Below are 15,601 nucleotides of genomic sequence, written 5' to 3'. Positions count from 1 at the left end.
TTGACAATGGAGGCAAAAAGTGAAACCCCCAACCAACGCGCACCACTAATTACTGCTGGAATTTTTCTTGGTGTAGGTCTTGGAGGATTTCTTGATGGAATTTTAATACATCAGCTCCTCCAGTGGCATCATATGCTCAGTAGCATTCGACCTCTGACAAACATGGCGAATATAGATTTGAACATGGTATGGGATGGGTTATTTCATGCCTTTGATTGGGTATTCACTGTGGTAGGACTTGTGTTGCTATGGCGTGCAGGAGGGCGTGATGATGTTCCTTGGTCATCACAAACCTTTATTGGCTCACTAATAATTGGGGCTGGGTTGTTTGACTTCGTTGAAGGTCTAATTGACCACCAAATTCTCGGTATCCATCATGTCAAACCAGGCCCAAATCAGTTAGTTTGGGATCTAGGATTTCTTGCATTCGGTGCGCTACTTATTGTTATCGGCTCGATAGTGATAAAAAAAGAGTCAATGGTCAATAGTCAATAGTCATGGGCATGGGGGCATGGGGCAATTCAATTTTGGATTTTGGATTGATGATAGCGCAGCGTAAAGCCTTCTCTACGAGAGGCTGCGCCAACGGCATGGCTTCTCTACGAGAGTCCGCGTACCCCTGCGGGGAAGCAAGCTACGCGCAGCGTCTCGTAGAGAGCGTCTTTTAGATTAAATTTCAATTCTTTAATCCAAAATCTAAAATCTAAAATTATTCTTCCCCTGCTTCCCCTGCTCTTCACTCCCCACTCCCCACTCCCTACCTATGCCTACAGATGCTTTTGAAAAAACTAGCTGGAATTGGCAGCTTTCTCAATTTCAACAACAAGCGGGAGAATGGTGGGAATACCAGTTTTACCGCTTTCAACAGGCAATGCCAGAATTGCCTAATGGATGGTCGATTAGCCCTTGGCTAAGTGAGTTGTTGAAATTCCTCTTTTGGCTGGTAATAGGCTTATTTATAGCTTGGGTGGGTTGGCGATTATGGCGAGAATTCAGTCCTTATGTATATTCTTGGCTGAATAAAAGTGGCAATTTTACTGATTTTCGCGTAAAAAATCGCTCTAGTGAGTCATCTATAGCCCTTTTGTTGGAGCGATCGCAAGAATTTTACCGTCAGGGTAACTACCGTGAGGCTTGCCGTTGTGTCTATTTAGCGATGTTGCAGCAGTTGGATCAAAACGCGATGTCTAGCGACAAGCCGCAGGGCGCCTACGCACCCCACAAACTCAGCCGTACAGATGGAGAATATCTGCAATTGCTGCGATCGTCTGTGACTCCCATACAGCCTTATGAAACTTTAATTACCACTCACGAGCAATTATGTTTTGGTAATGCTGAAATTTTGTCAGACAATTATGAGCAGTGTCGGCAAGCTTATCGGGAAATTACCCCAGAATGAAAAGGGACGCGGGGACGCAAAGACGTGGATATCAAACTCGTTCCCATGCTCTGCATAGGAATGCTTATCTAGAGGCTCTGCCGACAAGGACTAAAGGCATAGCCTCCCCAAACCCATTCCTTGGCAGAGCCAAGGAACGAGAAGTTAATCATTTATTTTGTAGCGATCGCGATCGCCTTTTCTACAGCTTCCAAAGCAGTGTTTACTTCCCCCTCTGTGACAATCAGCGGTGGCACAAATCGGACTACTTTTGGCCCGGCGGGTACCAGCAATACGCCCTCGTTGATGGCAGCATTGACAACATCGGCTGCGGTTAGCTCAATGTCGCTTCGGAACTCTAAACCGTTGATTAAACCCCATCCCCGAACTTCATTAATGTGCTGAGGATATTTTGCTGCGATCGCCCTCAATCCAGATCGCAACTGTTCACCCCTATCTTGCACATTCTGCAAAATATTTTCCCGCTCTAATGTCTGGCAAACACTGAGTGCCACACCACACACAAAAGGATTTCCGCCAAAAGTACTGGCGTGTTCCCCTGGTTGAAAAACATCGCAGAATTTCTTGCTCATCATTGCGCCGATGGGAATACCGCCACCTAAGCCTTTGGCACTGGTGAAGATATCCGGTTCAACGCCGAGATGTTCGTAAGCCCATAATTTGCCACTGCGCCCCATACCAACTTGCACTTCATCAAAAATCAATAAAATGCCAGTTTCATCGCAAATCTGCCGCAGCTTTTTGAAATAGGCAATATCTCCTGGACGCACACCGCCTTCTCCCTGCAATGGCTCGATCAAAATCGCCGCTACCCGATAATCACCTTCATCTAACTCGCTAATCGCCACTTCCACAGCGTTAATATCGTTGTAATTTACGTAGTGGAAACCAGGAACCAAAGGATCAAAATACTTTTGATACTTCGGTTGTGCAGTAGCAGTAATCGTTGCCAAAGTCCGCCCGTGGAAACTGGCATTGGCGGTTAGAATAATCGGTTTTTCAATGTCTAATACTGTGTGGGCATATTTTCGCGCCAGTTTAATTGCGGCTTCGTTAGCTTCAGCTCCAGAGTTGCAGAAAAATACGCGATCGGTACAGGAATGATCAACGATCCATTTTGCCAATTCACCTTGCTCTGGAATGTAGTACAAATTAGAGACATGGTGCAGCTTTTGGATTTGGCGTGTCACCGCTTCTACCATAGCTGGGTGGGCGTGTCCTAAAGTACAAGTGGCAATTCCAGCTACAAAGTCCAGATATTCTCGCCCCTGTGTATCCCAAACCCGGCATCCAGCACCCCGTTCTAGGGCTAAAGGAAACCGAGCGTAGGTAGACATAACAGCTTCATTAAAGCTATCTGCATCAAAGGGACTGGATGCTGACCCTGAATCTGGGGGGATGGTGGCTTGGTCAACGAGAGTTTGTAGGCTCACTACCGCTCCTCCTGAAAGTTTTTCATTATATAGTTATTTACTAGTTTCCTAGAAATCCCTCAAAAATACTTTTTATTTAGTACAACTTGTACTTCCTTTTAGGCTAACGCTTATATAACCTCAAACGCTTGGCGGTGGTGAAAAAAAACTTTGTACTCAACACTTGAGTAATAGGCAGTTTGCGTAGGCGCAGCCCGTCGTACGCATCGCAAGTCTTAGGTGGAGTCCAGGGGTTTTCTCACTGATGTCCAAGCCTGACTCGTTGTTAGTCTGCGGTTTTGATGGCGCTAAGACACATGAGGAAATTCCCCTTGCTGTGTGCGGGAAAACTACAAGGGAGCTAAGTACAGCATTTCATTAATTCGTAGCGAATTAAATTTGACAATTCCTTGCAATGTCAATGTATCAAGATGCACAGAATATTAAACGAACCGCCAAGTACGCCAAGAGCGCCAAGAATAGAGAGTTACTTATTTAGTGCAGCTTCACATTAAATTGGTATTAAATCTTTAGTTGGAATTATTTTTCTGTGATTTTCAGTTCATCAATATTCCATAAAGTTTCCCCCAAAGCAGAAAACTTGATGGGATTGACACGTTCACGCACCGCCTCAAACGAGATTGGATTCACAAGGCAGAATATCGGCAACTGTTCTGCAACGATTTGCTGAAATTTGTCATAAATCGCCTTGCGCTTGCTCTGGTCTAGTTCTTTGAATCCGGCGCTAAAAAGACTGTCAATTTCTCTCTCCCATTCAGAAACTACCCATCCTTGCAATGGGGGTTTTCCTGGTAGAGCACCTTGGTTGAACTGATGAAATGAGCCTTGACTAGTCCAAAATAAAGATAGAAGATTAGGTTCAACATCTGCACCGTCAACACCAAACGCACCGACATAACAATCCCAATCTCGACGAGAGAGTAGCTTTTGCAATACTATGTTAAAACTGACTACCTGCATATCTGCTTTGATACCAATTTGACTCAAGTCTTGTTGGATTTGAACTGCGGCATCGATTCTTGATTGATCTTCCGATTTCACCAATAGATTGAATTGCACTCGATTTCCATCTTGGTCTAACAGTTCTTTTTGAGAGTTGTACCTAAAACCAGCCTCTAACAACATCTGCCTAGCTCTCTGGGGATTATAATCATAAACTTTTAACCCTGCTGCTGGGGACAAGTAATAAGGACTTTGAACAGCAATTGGCGAATGTTGTATTTCACCTAAACCGCGATAGATATTAGTTTTAATTCGGTTGCGGTCAATGGCATAGGCAACTGCTTGTCTAAAAACTAAGTTATTAAACCACCGAGACTTTATCGGGTCTATGAAAGGCTTACCTTTGGAATTAATAGCTCGGTTGAGATTAAAACCCATAAGGCTAAAACCCGCAGTCGGGCCACCATTGTAAATAATGAATTTTCCTCGCTTTTCCTCTTTCTTGAGTAACCCAAATACTGCTGGAGTCACATTCAAAGTATCCAGTTCCCCTGAGCGAAATCTCACTAACTGATTTTCTGTAGAAGAAATAATTTGCCAGACAATCCGTTGAATATAAGGCTGAGGATGTCTTTGATCTTTGCGCCAGTAATAGGGGTTGCGTCGTAAAATTACCCGTTCAGCAGGAGTATAGCTTTCTATTTGGTAAGGCCCATTGCAGATGATTTTTTGCGGATCAGTATTGGTTCCCCACATTGAGAGAAACTGAGGATTACCATTGGCATCATTGGATAGTACAGAAGCACGCAAGGCATGATCTGGCAAAATTGCTAGTTTTTCGGCGTATCTCAAAAAAGGGGCAAAAGGTTCCACAAAAGTAAACTCAACTCGCAGATCATCTAGTTTCTGCACTGACGGGAAAGTTTCTGTGTTGCCAATACGCAAAAAATCTCTATATAAAGTGGGAATTTTTTTATTCAGATAAATGTCTCGATAGGTAAAGACTACATCATCTGCCGTGAGAGGTTCACCATCTGACCATTTTAACCCTGTTTTTAAGGTAAAAATAATTCGCTTTTGATCAGCAGATATTGACCAAGATTCTGCCAGTGCTGGCTCCAACTTGGTAGTTATAATATTCTCATCAAGCAATCCCTTATAAATTAAAGAAAAAACACTATATGGAGAATCATTAATCGCAAAGTTAAAAGTAGTCGGGTCATTTAGCGAAACTAGAACTAATTGATCTACCTGAGATGCTTTGCTTTTCATCTGTGTCGGGTGACAGCTTGTAAGCAAGAAACAACAACATAGCAGCAAACCAATTACCAAATTTAGAGGTCGAATAACAGCAGCAATCATCTTTAGTTATTTACTTTGCAGCTACTATCTACACAGTACAGTATGGTGATTGATCAGTACTAGAACAATGTCAGTAGCCCGAAAAATTTTGCGTTAGCGTTTGCGGAGCGTCTCGTAGAGAGTTTAAATATACTAAAAAGGACGAATGCTATAAAGTTAGTAGAAAACTAAAAAAAGTAGGCTAAAAATACTATTGTTACGTCATTCTCAACACTTGAGCAAAAATATCAACGTATCCAAAAGGAATTAATGGCTGGGGCGATCGCTCTGGGCGGTGTTTTCGTCATTGGCACTTTGTGGTATTGGTTAGTGGAGGGCTGGTCATGGGAAGACGCGGCTTACATGACAGTCATCACTTTAGCGACTGTGGGATATGGAGAGATCCACCCAATGGGTAGCCGAGGACGATTGTTTACAATTGCCCTGATTTTGTTGGGTGTAATGAATATCGGTTACATTGTCAACAGATTTACAGAAGCGATCATTCAAGGCTACTTTCAAGAAGGAATTCGGCTACAACAGCAGAGGCGGTTAATGGAATCCCTATCAGAACATTACATCATCTGTGGATTTAGTCGGACTGGTCGTCAAATTGCTAAGGAATTTCGGGCAGAAGGTGTACTTTTTGTGGTGATTGATTCGGAGATGGAATCTATACAAAGGGCGCAGTTGGAAGGTTACACGGCATACCAAGGTGACGCTACCCTAGATGACACACTTTTGAAAGTTGGTATTGAAAGAGCGACTTGTATCGTTGCAGCACTTCCTTCAGATGCCGAAAATTTATATATTGTTTTATCAGCAAAGACACTAAATACAGGAATTCGAGCGATCGCCCGCGCAAGTACAGAAGAAGCTTTGCAGAAGTTACAACGCGGTGGTGCAGATGAGGTGATATCCCCCTATATAACAGGTGGGAAGCGCATGGCTGCTGCGGCTCTCAGACCCCAAGTATTGGACTTTGTAGACGGGATTTTGACAGGTGCAGACCGCCAATTGTATATGGAAGAATTTTTACTCGATCCGATTTTTTGTCCTTTTGTTGGTCAAACTTTACAAAAAGCGAGATTGCGATCGCAAACTGGGGCATTAGTTCTGGCAATTCGCCGCCTTGATGGGACTTTAATCGGTGGTCCTACCGGTGATACAGTTTTAATGTCAGGAGATCGGCTAATTGGCATGGGTACAGCCGAACAGTTGCGTGACCTTAACCAAATTCTCGGCCCAATCGGTTCTCAGAAATTGCGTAAACCTAAAAATAATAACTGATAAGTACTTAGGGATTGATCAAAAGAATTTATTTTTTTGGCGATGCCTTCTCTACGAGACGCTACGCGAACGGCGGGCTTCGCCTACGCCTTTTTATTTCACTTTGAGTAACCCTGAATTTCCTTAACATTTGCAACTATTAATTAAATTCTACATCAGAATAAACCTGGTATAATTACGGAGAGCCAGCCTAGATTTTTCGAGTTCACTGTTAACGAATTGTTCTGTGGTGAGGTTGGATTCGACCCAATACGGTTCAGTTAAGGTTTTTTGATAGAAAATTCTAGATCACAAAGACGCGATAAATCGCTGTCAATAATCAATCCTTCCTAGAGACGGCGATTTATCGCGTCTCTTGCCTTAACCGAACCGTATTGGGATTCGATCTGTATTCAGTTAGTCATAAATAAAACGTAAAAATTATCATGAACTTGAATTTACAGAGGTTCTTTGATGCCTGCGATCCCAGTAGAACATTAGTCTTGGCTAATTCAGAGGATAAACTGTACTATATTGACTTTGCTGCTGTGCGGGGTGGAAAAATTATCGATGCCCTGAAGCGAACCATCATCCGATTATCCCCTAATAAACCCACCTGCCAGTTATTTACCGGACATATTGGTTGTGGTAAATCTACTGAGTTATCGCGGTTGAAAACGGAGTTACAAAGTGAGGGGTTTCATGTAGTCTACTTTGAGTCTACCAAAGATTTGGATGAAACAGACGTAGATATTACAGATATCATGCTGGCGATCGCCCGTCGGGTAGGTGAAAGTTTAGAGCAGATTAACATTACTTTGCAACCCCAAGGTTTTAAATCTTTCCTCGATAGCGTATGGGAGTTTTTGCAAACACCAGTAGTAGTGTCGGCTGAAACTGAGTTGCTAGGAGCTAAAATCAAGGGCAGCACTGAGGGTCAATTAGAATTTTCTCTCCCAGCAGGTATTGGCAAAATCACCGCGAAAACGAAAGATAGTCCCAAATTACGTTCTAAATTAAGACAGTATTTGGAACCGCAAACAAATAGAATTTTGCAGTTTATTAACGAAGAGATTATCAAAGTTGCGACTGAGCAACTAAAGCAACGTGGTCAAAAAGGACTGGTGGTGATTATTGATAATCTGGATCGAATAGACAATCGACCCACTTCATCAGGGCGATCGCTACCAGAATATCTTTTTATTGAACGGGGGGAACAGTTACGCAAACTAAATTGCCATTTGGTTTATACTTTACCGCTATCGTTGATTTTTTCTAATGAGTGCGAAGTGCTGAAAAACCGCTTGGGTGGTGGAGTTGAACCAAAAGTTTTGCCGATGATTCCAGTGCAACTCAGAGATGGATCTGAGTATTTTGAAGGAATGCAACTATTGCAGCAGATGGTTCTGGCCAGAGCCTTTCCGGATATTCAGCCACAGGAACGACTAGGATTAACTACAAAAGTTTTTGATTCTCCTGATACTTTATATCGGTTATGTAGCGTTAGTGGTGGTCATGTACGAAATTTGCTAGGAATGCTGTTTCGTTGTCTGCAGGAAGTAGACCCGCCAATTTCTCGGAGTATCCTAGAAACTGTAATTCGGGACGCCCGCGATCGCCTCACACTTTCCGTTGATGATCAAGAATGGGATTTGCTGTTTCAGGTAGTACAAGAGCAAAGAGTCAAGGGAGACAAAGAATACCAAACCCTGTTGCGTAGCCTGTTCGTCTTTGAATATCAGGATAGTCAAGGGCGCTGGTTTGCTCTCAATCCGCTTTTGACAGAAACGGCAAAATTTAAGTTATGGCAGCAGCTAAGGAAATGAGATTATGGCTAAATCAGACCGACTAGAAAATATCTTGCCAGATAATGAGCGATCGCTGCAAACATTGGCACGCACACTCAAACTAACTCAAAGACGATTTTCCTTCATTTTGGTGCGGTGTAATTACACTAGCTTTCGAGAGCAGATACTCCAAAGGTTACGCCGAGAATGCACTGTTAATTTTGCCGAATTAGTCCTACCGTCATCTACCACAAAACTTTATAGCAGCATCCTGCACCAAGTAGAAAATCAGCCGCCAGCCGCTTTGATGGTTTTGGGTTTAGAGTCAGTTCAAGGACTCGATGATCTACTTGTTGCTGCTAATAAGGCGCGAGATAAATTCAAGAGCGATTTTGCTTTCCCGATAATATTGTGGGTCACAGATACAATACTGCATAAATTGGGGCGGTTGGCACCAGATTTCAATAGCTGGGCTAGTCCACCGATTCAATTTACCATTGCACCCGATGATATGGTCAATTCCTTACGCCAAAAGGCAGAGCAAGCCTTTACTGGTAATACTGACTTTACTTTAGATGGTTACGACCTAGAAGCTGTACAACAGGATTTAGCTAGTGATCAACAACAATCAGATCCAGAACTCCAAGCTAGTTTGGCATTTATGTTGGGCTTGCTGGACTATAGAAATAATCGGCTAGATTTAGCGATCGCACATTATCAGCAAAGCTTGACTTATTGGCAACAAAATAACCATTTAGATCGCCAAGGAATATTACTACTGAATATCGCCTTAACATATTACAGCAAAGCCGAACAGCAGCGCACAAAAAATCAAACTTATTGGGAAGAAACGAGAAGTTATTTCCAGCAAAGCCTAGAGATTTTTGAACGGACTCAACATCCCGAATTAGTTGCTAAACATATTAGTCAACTTGGGGAAGTTTTGCGCCGTTTAAAAGCTTGGGAAGAATTACATAAACTGGCTCACAAAGCACTGAAACTGCATCAAAACTATGACATACCCAACCAAGTTGCTCAAGATTATGGCTTTTTAGCGGAAGTTGCCCTAGAACAGTCACGCTGGAATGATGCCCATGAACTGGCTCACAAAGCTTTAGAAATATTAGAAAAAATCCCTAATTTTCTACCACAAGAACAGGGACAATATCACTTTTTTTTAGCGAAAAGCTTGCGAAATTTGGGGCAAATTAATGAAGCTGTTAATACTTTAGAAACAGCTAGTAATGAAAGTCAGCCTCAATATAATCCGCTGCTTTATATTCAGATTTTGGAAGATTTGCATAGCCTTTACTTTGAACAAAAACAATATAAACAAGCATTTCATCTGAAGCAAAAGCAGCGTCAGATAGAGAGCCAATATGGGTTTCGAGCTTTTATCGGAGCGGGACGTTTGCAGCCACGACGACAGGTAATTAGCCTAGACAACTCACCCAATCCACAATCAAAAGAGATAGCTGGGGAAGTTGTAGCAGCTTTTGGGCGACAGCAGGATATTAAAAGCCTACTGCATCGCATTGGGAGAACAGATTGTAAACTCACTGTAATTTACGGACAATCGGGAGTAGGTAAAAGTTCGATTGTGCAGGCTGGGTTATTCCCAGTCCTACAACTTACCCCATTTGATGGACGAGAAACTCTACCAATTTTAGTACAAGTTTATACTGCTTGGGAGAAGGAATGTGGCAGGCTTGTGGCAGAAAAACTGGAGGAAGTGAGAGGCCTCCGGTTGTCTGCACCAGTTGAAACATCAGCAGCGATTATCGAACAGTTACAGCAAAACGAAAATCGTAATCTGTTGACAGTCCTAATTTTTGACCAGTTTGAAGAGTTTTTCTTTACTTACAAAGACCAAGCTAGCAGACGACCATTTTATGATTTTTTGCGCGATTGTCTAAATATTTCCTATGTAAAAGTTATCTTATTACTCAGACAGGATTATCTATATTACTTATTAGAGTGGAGTCGCACCACAGAATTACCAATCATTGACGACGACATTTTAGATAAGAATATATTGTACTACTTGGGTAATTTTTCACCATCAGTCGCCAAATCTGTAATTCAAAGCTTCACTGAAAACTCTCAATTTTACCTAGCACCTGATTTGATAGATGCGTTGGTAGAAGATTTAGCAAGAGAGTTGCGAGAAGTACGTCCTATTGAATTGCAGGTGATCGGGGCACAACTGCAAACAGAGAAAATTACAACATTAGAGCAGTATAGGAAACACTGGTTAAAAGAAAAATTGGTAGAGCGATTTTTAGAAGAAGTCGTTAAAGATTGTGGCTTTGAAAATGAACGCGCTGCCCAGTTAGTATTGTATTTGCTGACAAATGAAAATAACACTCGCCCTCTCAAGACTCGCGCTGAATTAGAAAAAGATTTAGCAACAGAGGCACAAAATTTAGATTTGGTGCTAGAGATTTTAGTGGGTTCAGGGTTGGTGTTTCGGGTACTAGAAACTCCAGCTAACCGCTATCAATTGGTGCATGATTATTTAGTGCCTTTCATCCGCCAACAACGCAGCGTAGAATTGCTGGCAAAAATCAAAGAAGCAGAAGAACAGCAACAGCGCACTCAAGAAGAACTTAATAGGGTTCTGCAAAAGCAGCTACGAGATGCACTGAGAGCTGGAATTGGACTGGCAGGATTAACGGTCGTAGCTAGTGGGTTTGCGATCGTTTCTTTCGTGGCATTTATTAATGGCAATAATTCTGAGATAAAGGCCATTAGCGCAGTTTCAGACGGGCGTTTAGCTGCTTCTCAAGATATGAAGGCACTGATACAAGGTATAAAGGCAGGGAAGCAATTACAGTGGTGGAACTTTTGGAAATTTGGAATTAAAGATAATACTAGGAATCAGGTAGTTGCAGCTTTACAATCAGCAAGTTATGGAATTAGAGAAAGCAATACATTAGAAGGACATAGCGGTGCTGTTAACACCGTTAGTTTTAGTCCTGATGGCAGGTTTATTGCCTCTGGTAGTGATGACAAAACAATAATAGTGTGGCATTCTGATGGCAGAAAATTTGGAAAGCCTATTAAACACCCCAATAGCGTTACCAGTCTTAGTTTCAGCCCAGATAGCAAAATGATTGTTGCTGGCACTAGGAATGGAACTGTGAAGCTCTGGAAAATTGACGGTGCAGAAATTCCCACGAATATCAATACTTTTCAGGATGATAAAAATAAGGTTACTGCCAGTAATGATAAAAAACAAAATATTTTTAACCATATAAATTCGATTCAAAAACCTCAAAATATTCAAGCTCAAGCAAGCAAAAATATTAAAAATGATCACGAACTTATTACTATGATCAGTTTTAGTCCTGATGGACAGATGATTGCTTGGCTTAGTCAAACCGGAACTCTAAAGCTCTGGAATAATCATGATAAATTAATTAAAGAATTTAAAGATTATGAAGGTGAAATTATAAAATTTATTTTTAGTCGCGATCAAAAAAAGATTATTTCTATAAATAGCAATAAACTCGTACAAGTATGGGATATTGATGCTAAAAGCAGTAAAAACTTTCAGTTGAACAGCAACGATATTGACGACATTATTGGTGTTAAGTTAAGCAATGACGGTAAAAGCATTAATCCTTTTGGATGGGGCAGCTTAAAGCTGTGGCATAGCAGTAGTAATTTGATTAATAATGTATTACTTTTGCGTGATAATATGAAATTTAGCCCTGAAACTCAAATTTTAGCTTTCTTTTCACTTCGTAGTAGTAGCATTCAAGTATCTTCGTCAGATCACATTAACGATAGCGCTGAATTCCTCAACGGACATACGCAATTTGTCACTAGCTTAAGTTTGAGTCCAAATGGTAAGATGCTTGCTTCAGGGAGTAATGACTACACAGTAAAATTGTGGAATATTGAACGTAGTAAATTCCAAACCTCTGATAATAGTCTAGTTAAAACCGTTAGTTTTAGCCCAAACGGTCAAATAATTGCCTCCACTAGTGAGAAGAACAGGGTACAACTTTGGCAACGTGATAGTAAAATCCTACTCACCACTCTCCCAGGTAGTAATTCGGCAGTTAGTTTTAGCAAAGATAGTCAGATACTTGCATCTGCAAGTAAAGACAGTATGCTTCAACTGCGGCGGCGTGATGGTACTGTTGTAAACACTCTTGAGGGAAAGGTTATCGACGGAAGTTTTAGCCCCGATGGGAAAACTATTGCTCTCATTAATAACAATAACTATAGTGTGAGATTATTTGGAAGTGATGGGAAGCTAATCTCAACTCTTACAGGACATAAGGATACGGTTTACAAAATCAGTTTCAGCAATGATGGACAAACCATTGCTACAGCTAGCAAAGATAAAACTATCAAACTTTGGAAACGAAATAGTGGTAAAGAGATAAAAACTCTGAAAGACCACACCGATTCTATTGAGAGTATGGGTTTAAGTCATAATGGCAAAAGCCTTGTCATTTTAGACGGGGATAATACTTTGAAATTCGTGCAACGAGATAACGAATCAATTCACACTATCCCAGAACAGGGTAGTAATTTGATAAAAATCGATTTCAGTCCTGATGGAGAAACACTAGCCATTCGCAATCTAGATAATAAAGAAAACATGGTGCAACTATGGAAGATTAATGGTATACCCTGGAAAATACTTCCAGGAAAAAACCAGGAGAGTATAGAAAAAATAGTTTTCAGCTCTGATAGTCAGACAATAGGCATTCAATATAGCACCTACATACAATTATGGAAGATTGATGGCACTAAAATTGCAAGTTTTTATACCCAAAGTAGCATTTATGGTAAGGTGGATGAGGTCATAAGTAACATAGTTTTCAGTTCTGATCTTCAGACAATAGGAATTGAATATCAAACCCATATACAAGTCCGAAGGATTGATGGTACTGTAATTCAAACTATTGATACCTCAGACGCGGTTTATAGTGTAGATTACCAAATATTGGTTACTTATAGCGATAGTAATGGCCTACGATTTTGGCAGGATGGCAAATTAATTCCTATCCTCAATAAAAACGAAAGTCCAGTCAAAAATCTCAGATTCTCTTCAGATGGTAAAACCTTAGCAAGCTATGCTGATGATAATGAAGTAAAACTCTGGCATATTGATGGTAAAGAAATTAAATATCTGCTACCTTTGAAAAAAAAGCCGGATATAAATCGAATCAGTAATATAAACTTTCTTTCTAATAACGAGACAATAGCTATTGTTGGAGTTCGTGACACTGTAAAACTCTGGCAAATTCCAAACGAGCCGGGTAGAGAAGTACAGTTGATAAAAACTTTTCCTCAACATCAGGATGTAATCAACAGTGTGAGTATTAGCCCTGATGGTAAGACGATCGCTTCAGCTAGTAAAGATAAAACTGTTAAAATCTGGAGAGACGATGGGACTCTGATTAAGAACATACCACATAGCGATGAAGTCAATAGCGTTAGTTTTAGCCCAGATGGTAATATTATTGCTTCAGCTAGTGACAAAACTATCAAACTTTGGCGGAGTGATGGTACACTAATCACAACCAAAACACCTATACAGCATGAAAGTAAAGTGAACCGTGTAATTTTTAGCCCAGATGGTAAGATGATTGCTTCAGCTAGTGATGATAAAAAGATTAAGCTTTGGAAGTTGGATGGCACTCTTATTAATTATAAGCCACTTTCAGAAACCGATCAGGTAAGTAGTATTAGTTTCAGTCATGATAGTAAAATGATTGCCTCAGCTATAGAGAAAACAATCAAGCTTTGGAATGTTGAAGACGGTGAATTACTCAGTACTTACCAACGTCTTGGGAGAGGAGATGTGAGTTTTAGTCCTGATGGTAAAAGTATAGCTGCTGCTAGTAATGACACAGTTGCATTATGGGATTTTGATTTAGATGAACTTCTACAACGAGGTTGTAATTTGGCGCGGGATTATCTGAATAGTAACGAAAATACAAACGAGAGCGATCGCCATCTATGCGATGATATTCTCACTCAGAAATCAAGCAATATTTCAACACTTGACCCTTGACTATTGATCAATTTCTTTCCACCCATGCATACCTGCTATACCTTTTGTAACCCATTCGATCGCAATTGGGGGAGCTTCTGATATCAAAATGCTAGGATAAACTGCTGCACCCCAGTCGGGATGCACTAGCACACGGCAACGATTTTTAATCACTGGATAGTTGAGCAAAGCTTTGACAACTGCTGTGTCATCATGGGGAATTGCTCCGGGATGAGACAGTAAAGGATAGCCTGTACGAGGATCGATCAAGTCTGTTAAATAGCTGCGATCACGCAGATTAAATGCTAAATCGCAGCCAAATCTCATAAACTTTTCTCGCAAGCGTTCTTTCTCTGTCTCTACTTCTGCTGTCTTTTCGACTAATTGATAACGCGATTGCTGTAAGACAATCACTACTCGTAAAAATGGCTGCCGTTTCCAATCTGGTAATATCCGTTCGCAGTTGGCACAGATATATTGACTGGGAGCATGAATTGAAATTTGAACCGCTTGTCCCCTTTCGTCAACTAAATTAATGGGACAGGCTTGCTCCGAAGTGTAAACTCTGGGATAGTTCACTAAATTGATTCGGTTTTGGCAAATTTTTTGATTTAATCTACGGTATAGATGATAACTCTTAAAAGTTCCAAAAAATCATCAATTTTCTTTAATATATTACTTTTTTTGGAAGCAGTTGTTAATAATTTGAGAATTTTAATCCGAATTTTATCCTTCATTAACCTTTTCTAATGGGATTTGCTGCGATCGCTCTAGGCATTAGCATAGGTGCAGCCTGTGGTAAACAAGCGATGCCTACGGCGGGCTACACCTACGCTCCTGAAATCTGTTCGATCAAAACCAAATAATGACCTCCATCTCAGACGATTTGCATCTCAAACCAAAATGGTCTAACTGTCAGCAAAGCAGGATTAAACAGGCATTTGGTGAGGCAAAGCGCGTTGGAGTTTTGCCAAAGGCAAGCAGAAAAAACAAAGGTAATCTTGTCTCTTTGGAAATGGCTAACCGATGCAGCATACTTTCCATTGCACCCAATTAATTGAGTTTTAAAGAATTCACCGGCACTTCATCCCAAGAATCGACTGTCCGCAATTGCGCTACCCAACCTGCTGCCTTTTGCGTCTCGGTCAAATTATTCTCAAAGGAATCATGACAATCTTTGGCTTGAGATTCATTACAAGTGGCAATACAGGCATGAATCATTCCAGACGGATCAATTTGCTCATTTACCCAAATAGTCATAGAGTATTCCCTCAAAAACTTTAGCGAAAAAAGCTATTCGTTATTTTAGAACACTATTAGAGTTGAAAATTGGATAGCAAAATCGGTAACAAGTAGTGAACTAATCCCAATTACCGATTACTAATTTACATTACCTAGTTTCGCTTCATTA

10 protein-coding genes are annotated in these 15,601 nt (G+C 40.9%); 6 read left to right on the top strand and 4 right to left on the bottom strand.

Features of this window, described 5'->3' with window-relative positions:
• Window positions 1-6: 6 nt before the first annotated feature.
• Window positions 7-495 (top strand): DUF2243 domain-containing protein, encoded by a 489-nt coding sequence (locus V7K85_RS10320; RefSeq protein WP_334813524.1) that lies wholly within the window; start codon window positions 7-9, stop codon window positions 493-495.
• 268 nt (window positions 496-763) lie between these two features.
• Window positions 764-1,399 (top strand): DUF4129 domain-containing protein, encoded by a 636-nt coding sequence (locus V7K85_RS10315; protein ID WP_334813272.1) that lies wholly within the window; start codon window positions 764-766, stop codon window positions 1,397-1,399.
• Window positions 1,400-1,551: 152 nt separating this feature from the next.
• Here the strand turns inward: V7K85_RS10315 and V7K85_RS10310 are convergent, their stop codons facing one another.
• Window positions 1,552-2,832: an aspartate aminotransferase family protein gene (locus V7K85_RS10310; protein ID WP_334813270.1), complete on the bottom strand. Its 1,281-nt coding sequence runs from the start codon at window positions 2,830-2,832 to the stop codon at window positions 1,552-1,554.
• Between the two features lie 519 nt (window positions 2,833-3,351).
• Entirely contained in the window at window positions 3,352-5,136 is a 1,785-nt protein-coding gene (locus V7K85_RS10305) for an ABC transporter substrate-binding protein (RefSeq protein WP_442940571.1), read from the bottom strand.
• Between the two features lie 249 nt (window positions 5,137-5,385).
• Between V7K85_RS10305 and V7K85_RS10300 the strand changes: the two genes are divergently transcribed.
• The 3 genes from V7K85_RS10300 (at window position 5,386) to V7K85_RS10290 (ending at window position 14,211) form a co-directional block, all read left to right on the top strand.
• Entirely contained in the window at window positions 5,386-6,405 is a 1,020-nt protein-coding gene (locus V7K85_RS10300) for a potassium channel family protein (protein ID WP_334798010.1), read from the top strand.
• 425 nt (window positions 6,406-6,830) lie between these two features.
• Window positions 6,831-8,210, top strand: a complete 1,380-nt coding sequence (locus V7K85_RS10295; RefSeq protein WP_442940570.1) for a P-loop NTPase fold protein — start codon at window positions 6,831-6,833, stop codon at window positions 8,208-8,210.
• Between the two features lie 4 nt (window positions 8,211-8,214).
• Window positions 8,215-14,211 (top strand): nSTAND1 domain-containing NTPase, encoded by a 5,997-nt coding sequence (locus V7K85_RS10290; RefSeq protein WP_334813266.1) that lies wholly within the window; start codon window positions 8,215-8,217, stop codon window positions 14,209-14,211.
• Here the strand turns inward: V7K85_RS10290 and V7K85_RS10285 are convergent, their stop codons facing one another.
• Window positions 14,212-14,769 (bottom strand): methylmalonic aciduria and homocystinuria type D protein, encoded by a 558-nt coding sequence (locus tag V7K85_RS10285; RefSeq protein WP_334813264.1) that lies wholly within the window; start codon window positions 14,767-14,769, stop codon window positions 14,212-14,214.
• A 286-nt stretch (window positions 14,770-15,055) separates the two neighbouring features.
• Between V7K85_RS10285 and V7K85_RS10280 the strand changes: the two genes are divergently transcribed.
• Window positions 15,056-15,247: a hypothetical protein gene (locus tag V7K85_RS10280; protein ID WP_334813262.1), complete on the top strand. Its 192-nt coding sequence runs from the start codon at window positions 15,056-15,058 to the stop codon at window positions 15,245-15,247.
• Here V7K85_RS10280 and V7K85_RS10275 read toward each other — a convergent pair.
• Complete coding sequence (locus V7K85_RS10275; protein WP_229498956.1) at window positions 15,244-15,450, bottom strand: glycogen debranching protein; 207 nt, start codon at window positions 15,448-15,450, stop codon at window positions 15,244-15,246. The genes V7K85_RS10280 and V7K85_RS10275 overlap by 4 nt on opposite strands.
• Window positions 15,451-15,601: the final 151 nt, after the last annotated feature.

The organism is Nostoc sp. (assembly GCF_036917615.1).
In the GTDB taxonomy this organism is placed as follows: Bacteria; Cyanobacteriota; Cyanobacteriia; order Cyanobacteriales; family Nostocaceae; genus Nostoc.
This window is presented reverse-complemented; position numbering and strand designations above follow the sequence as displayed.

What these genes read in the sequence shown, in the direction of transcription:
- V7K85_RS10320 (WP_334813524.1), top strand. Translation starts at nt 7, where the DNA reads ATGGAGGCAAAAAGTGAAACCCCCAACCAACGCGCACCACTAATTACT.
- V7K85_RS10315 (WP_334813272.1), top strand. Translation starts at nt 764, where the DNA reads ATGCCTACAGATGCTTTTGAAAAAACTAGCTGGAATTGGCAGCTTTCT.
- V7K85_RS10305 (WP_442940571.1), bottom strand. Translation starts at nt 5,136, where the DNA reads ATGATTGCTGCTGTTATTCGACCTCTAAATTTGGTAATTGGTTTGCTG.
- V7K85_RS10300 (WP_334798010.1), top strand. Translation starts at nt 5,386, where the DNA reads ATGGCTGGGGCGATCGCTCTGGGCGGTGTTTTCGTCATTGGCACTTTG.
- V7K85_RS10295 (WP_442940570.1), top strand. Translation starts at nt 6,831, where the DNA reads ATGAACTTGAATTTACAGAGGTTCTTTGATGCCTGCGATCCCAGTAGA.
- V7K85_RS10290 (WP_334813266.1), top strand. Translation starts at nt 8,215, where the DNA reads ATGGCTAAATCAGACCGACTAGAAAATATCTTGCCAGATAATGAGCGA.
- V7K85_RS10280 (WP_334813262.1), top strand. Translation starts at nt 15,056, where the DNA reads ATGACCTCCATCTCAGACGATTTGCATCTCAAACCAAAATGGTCTAAC.
- V7K85_RS10275 (WP_229498956.1), bottom strand. Translation starts at nt 15,450, where the DNA reads ATGACTATTTGGGTAAATGAGCAAATTGATCCGTCTGGAATGATTCAT.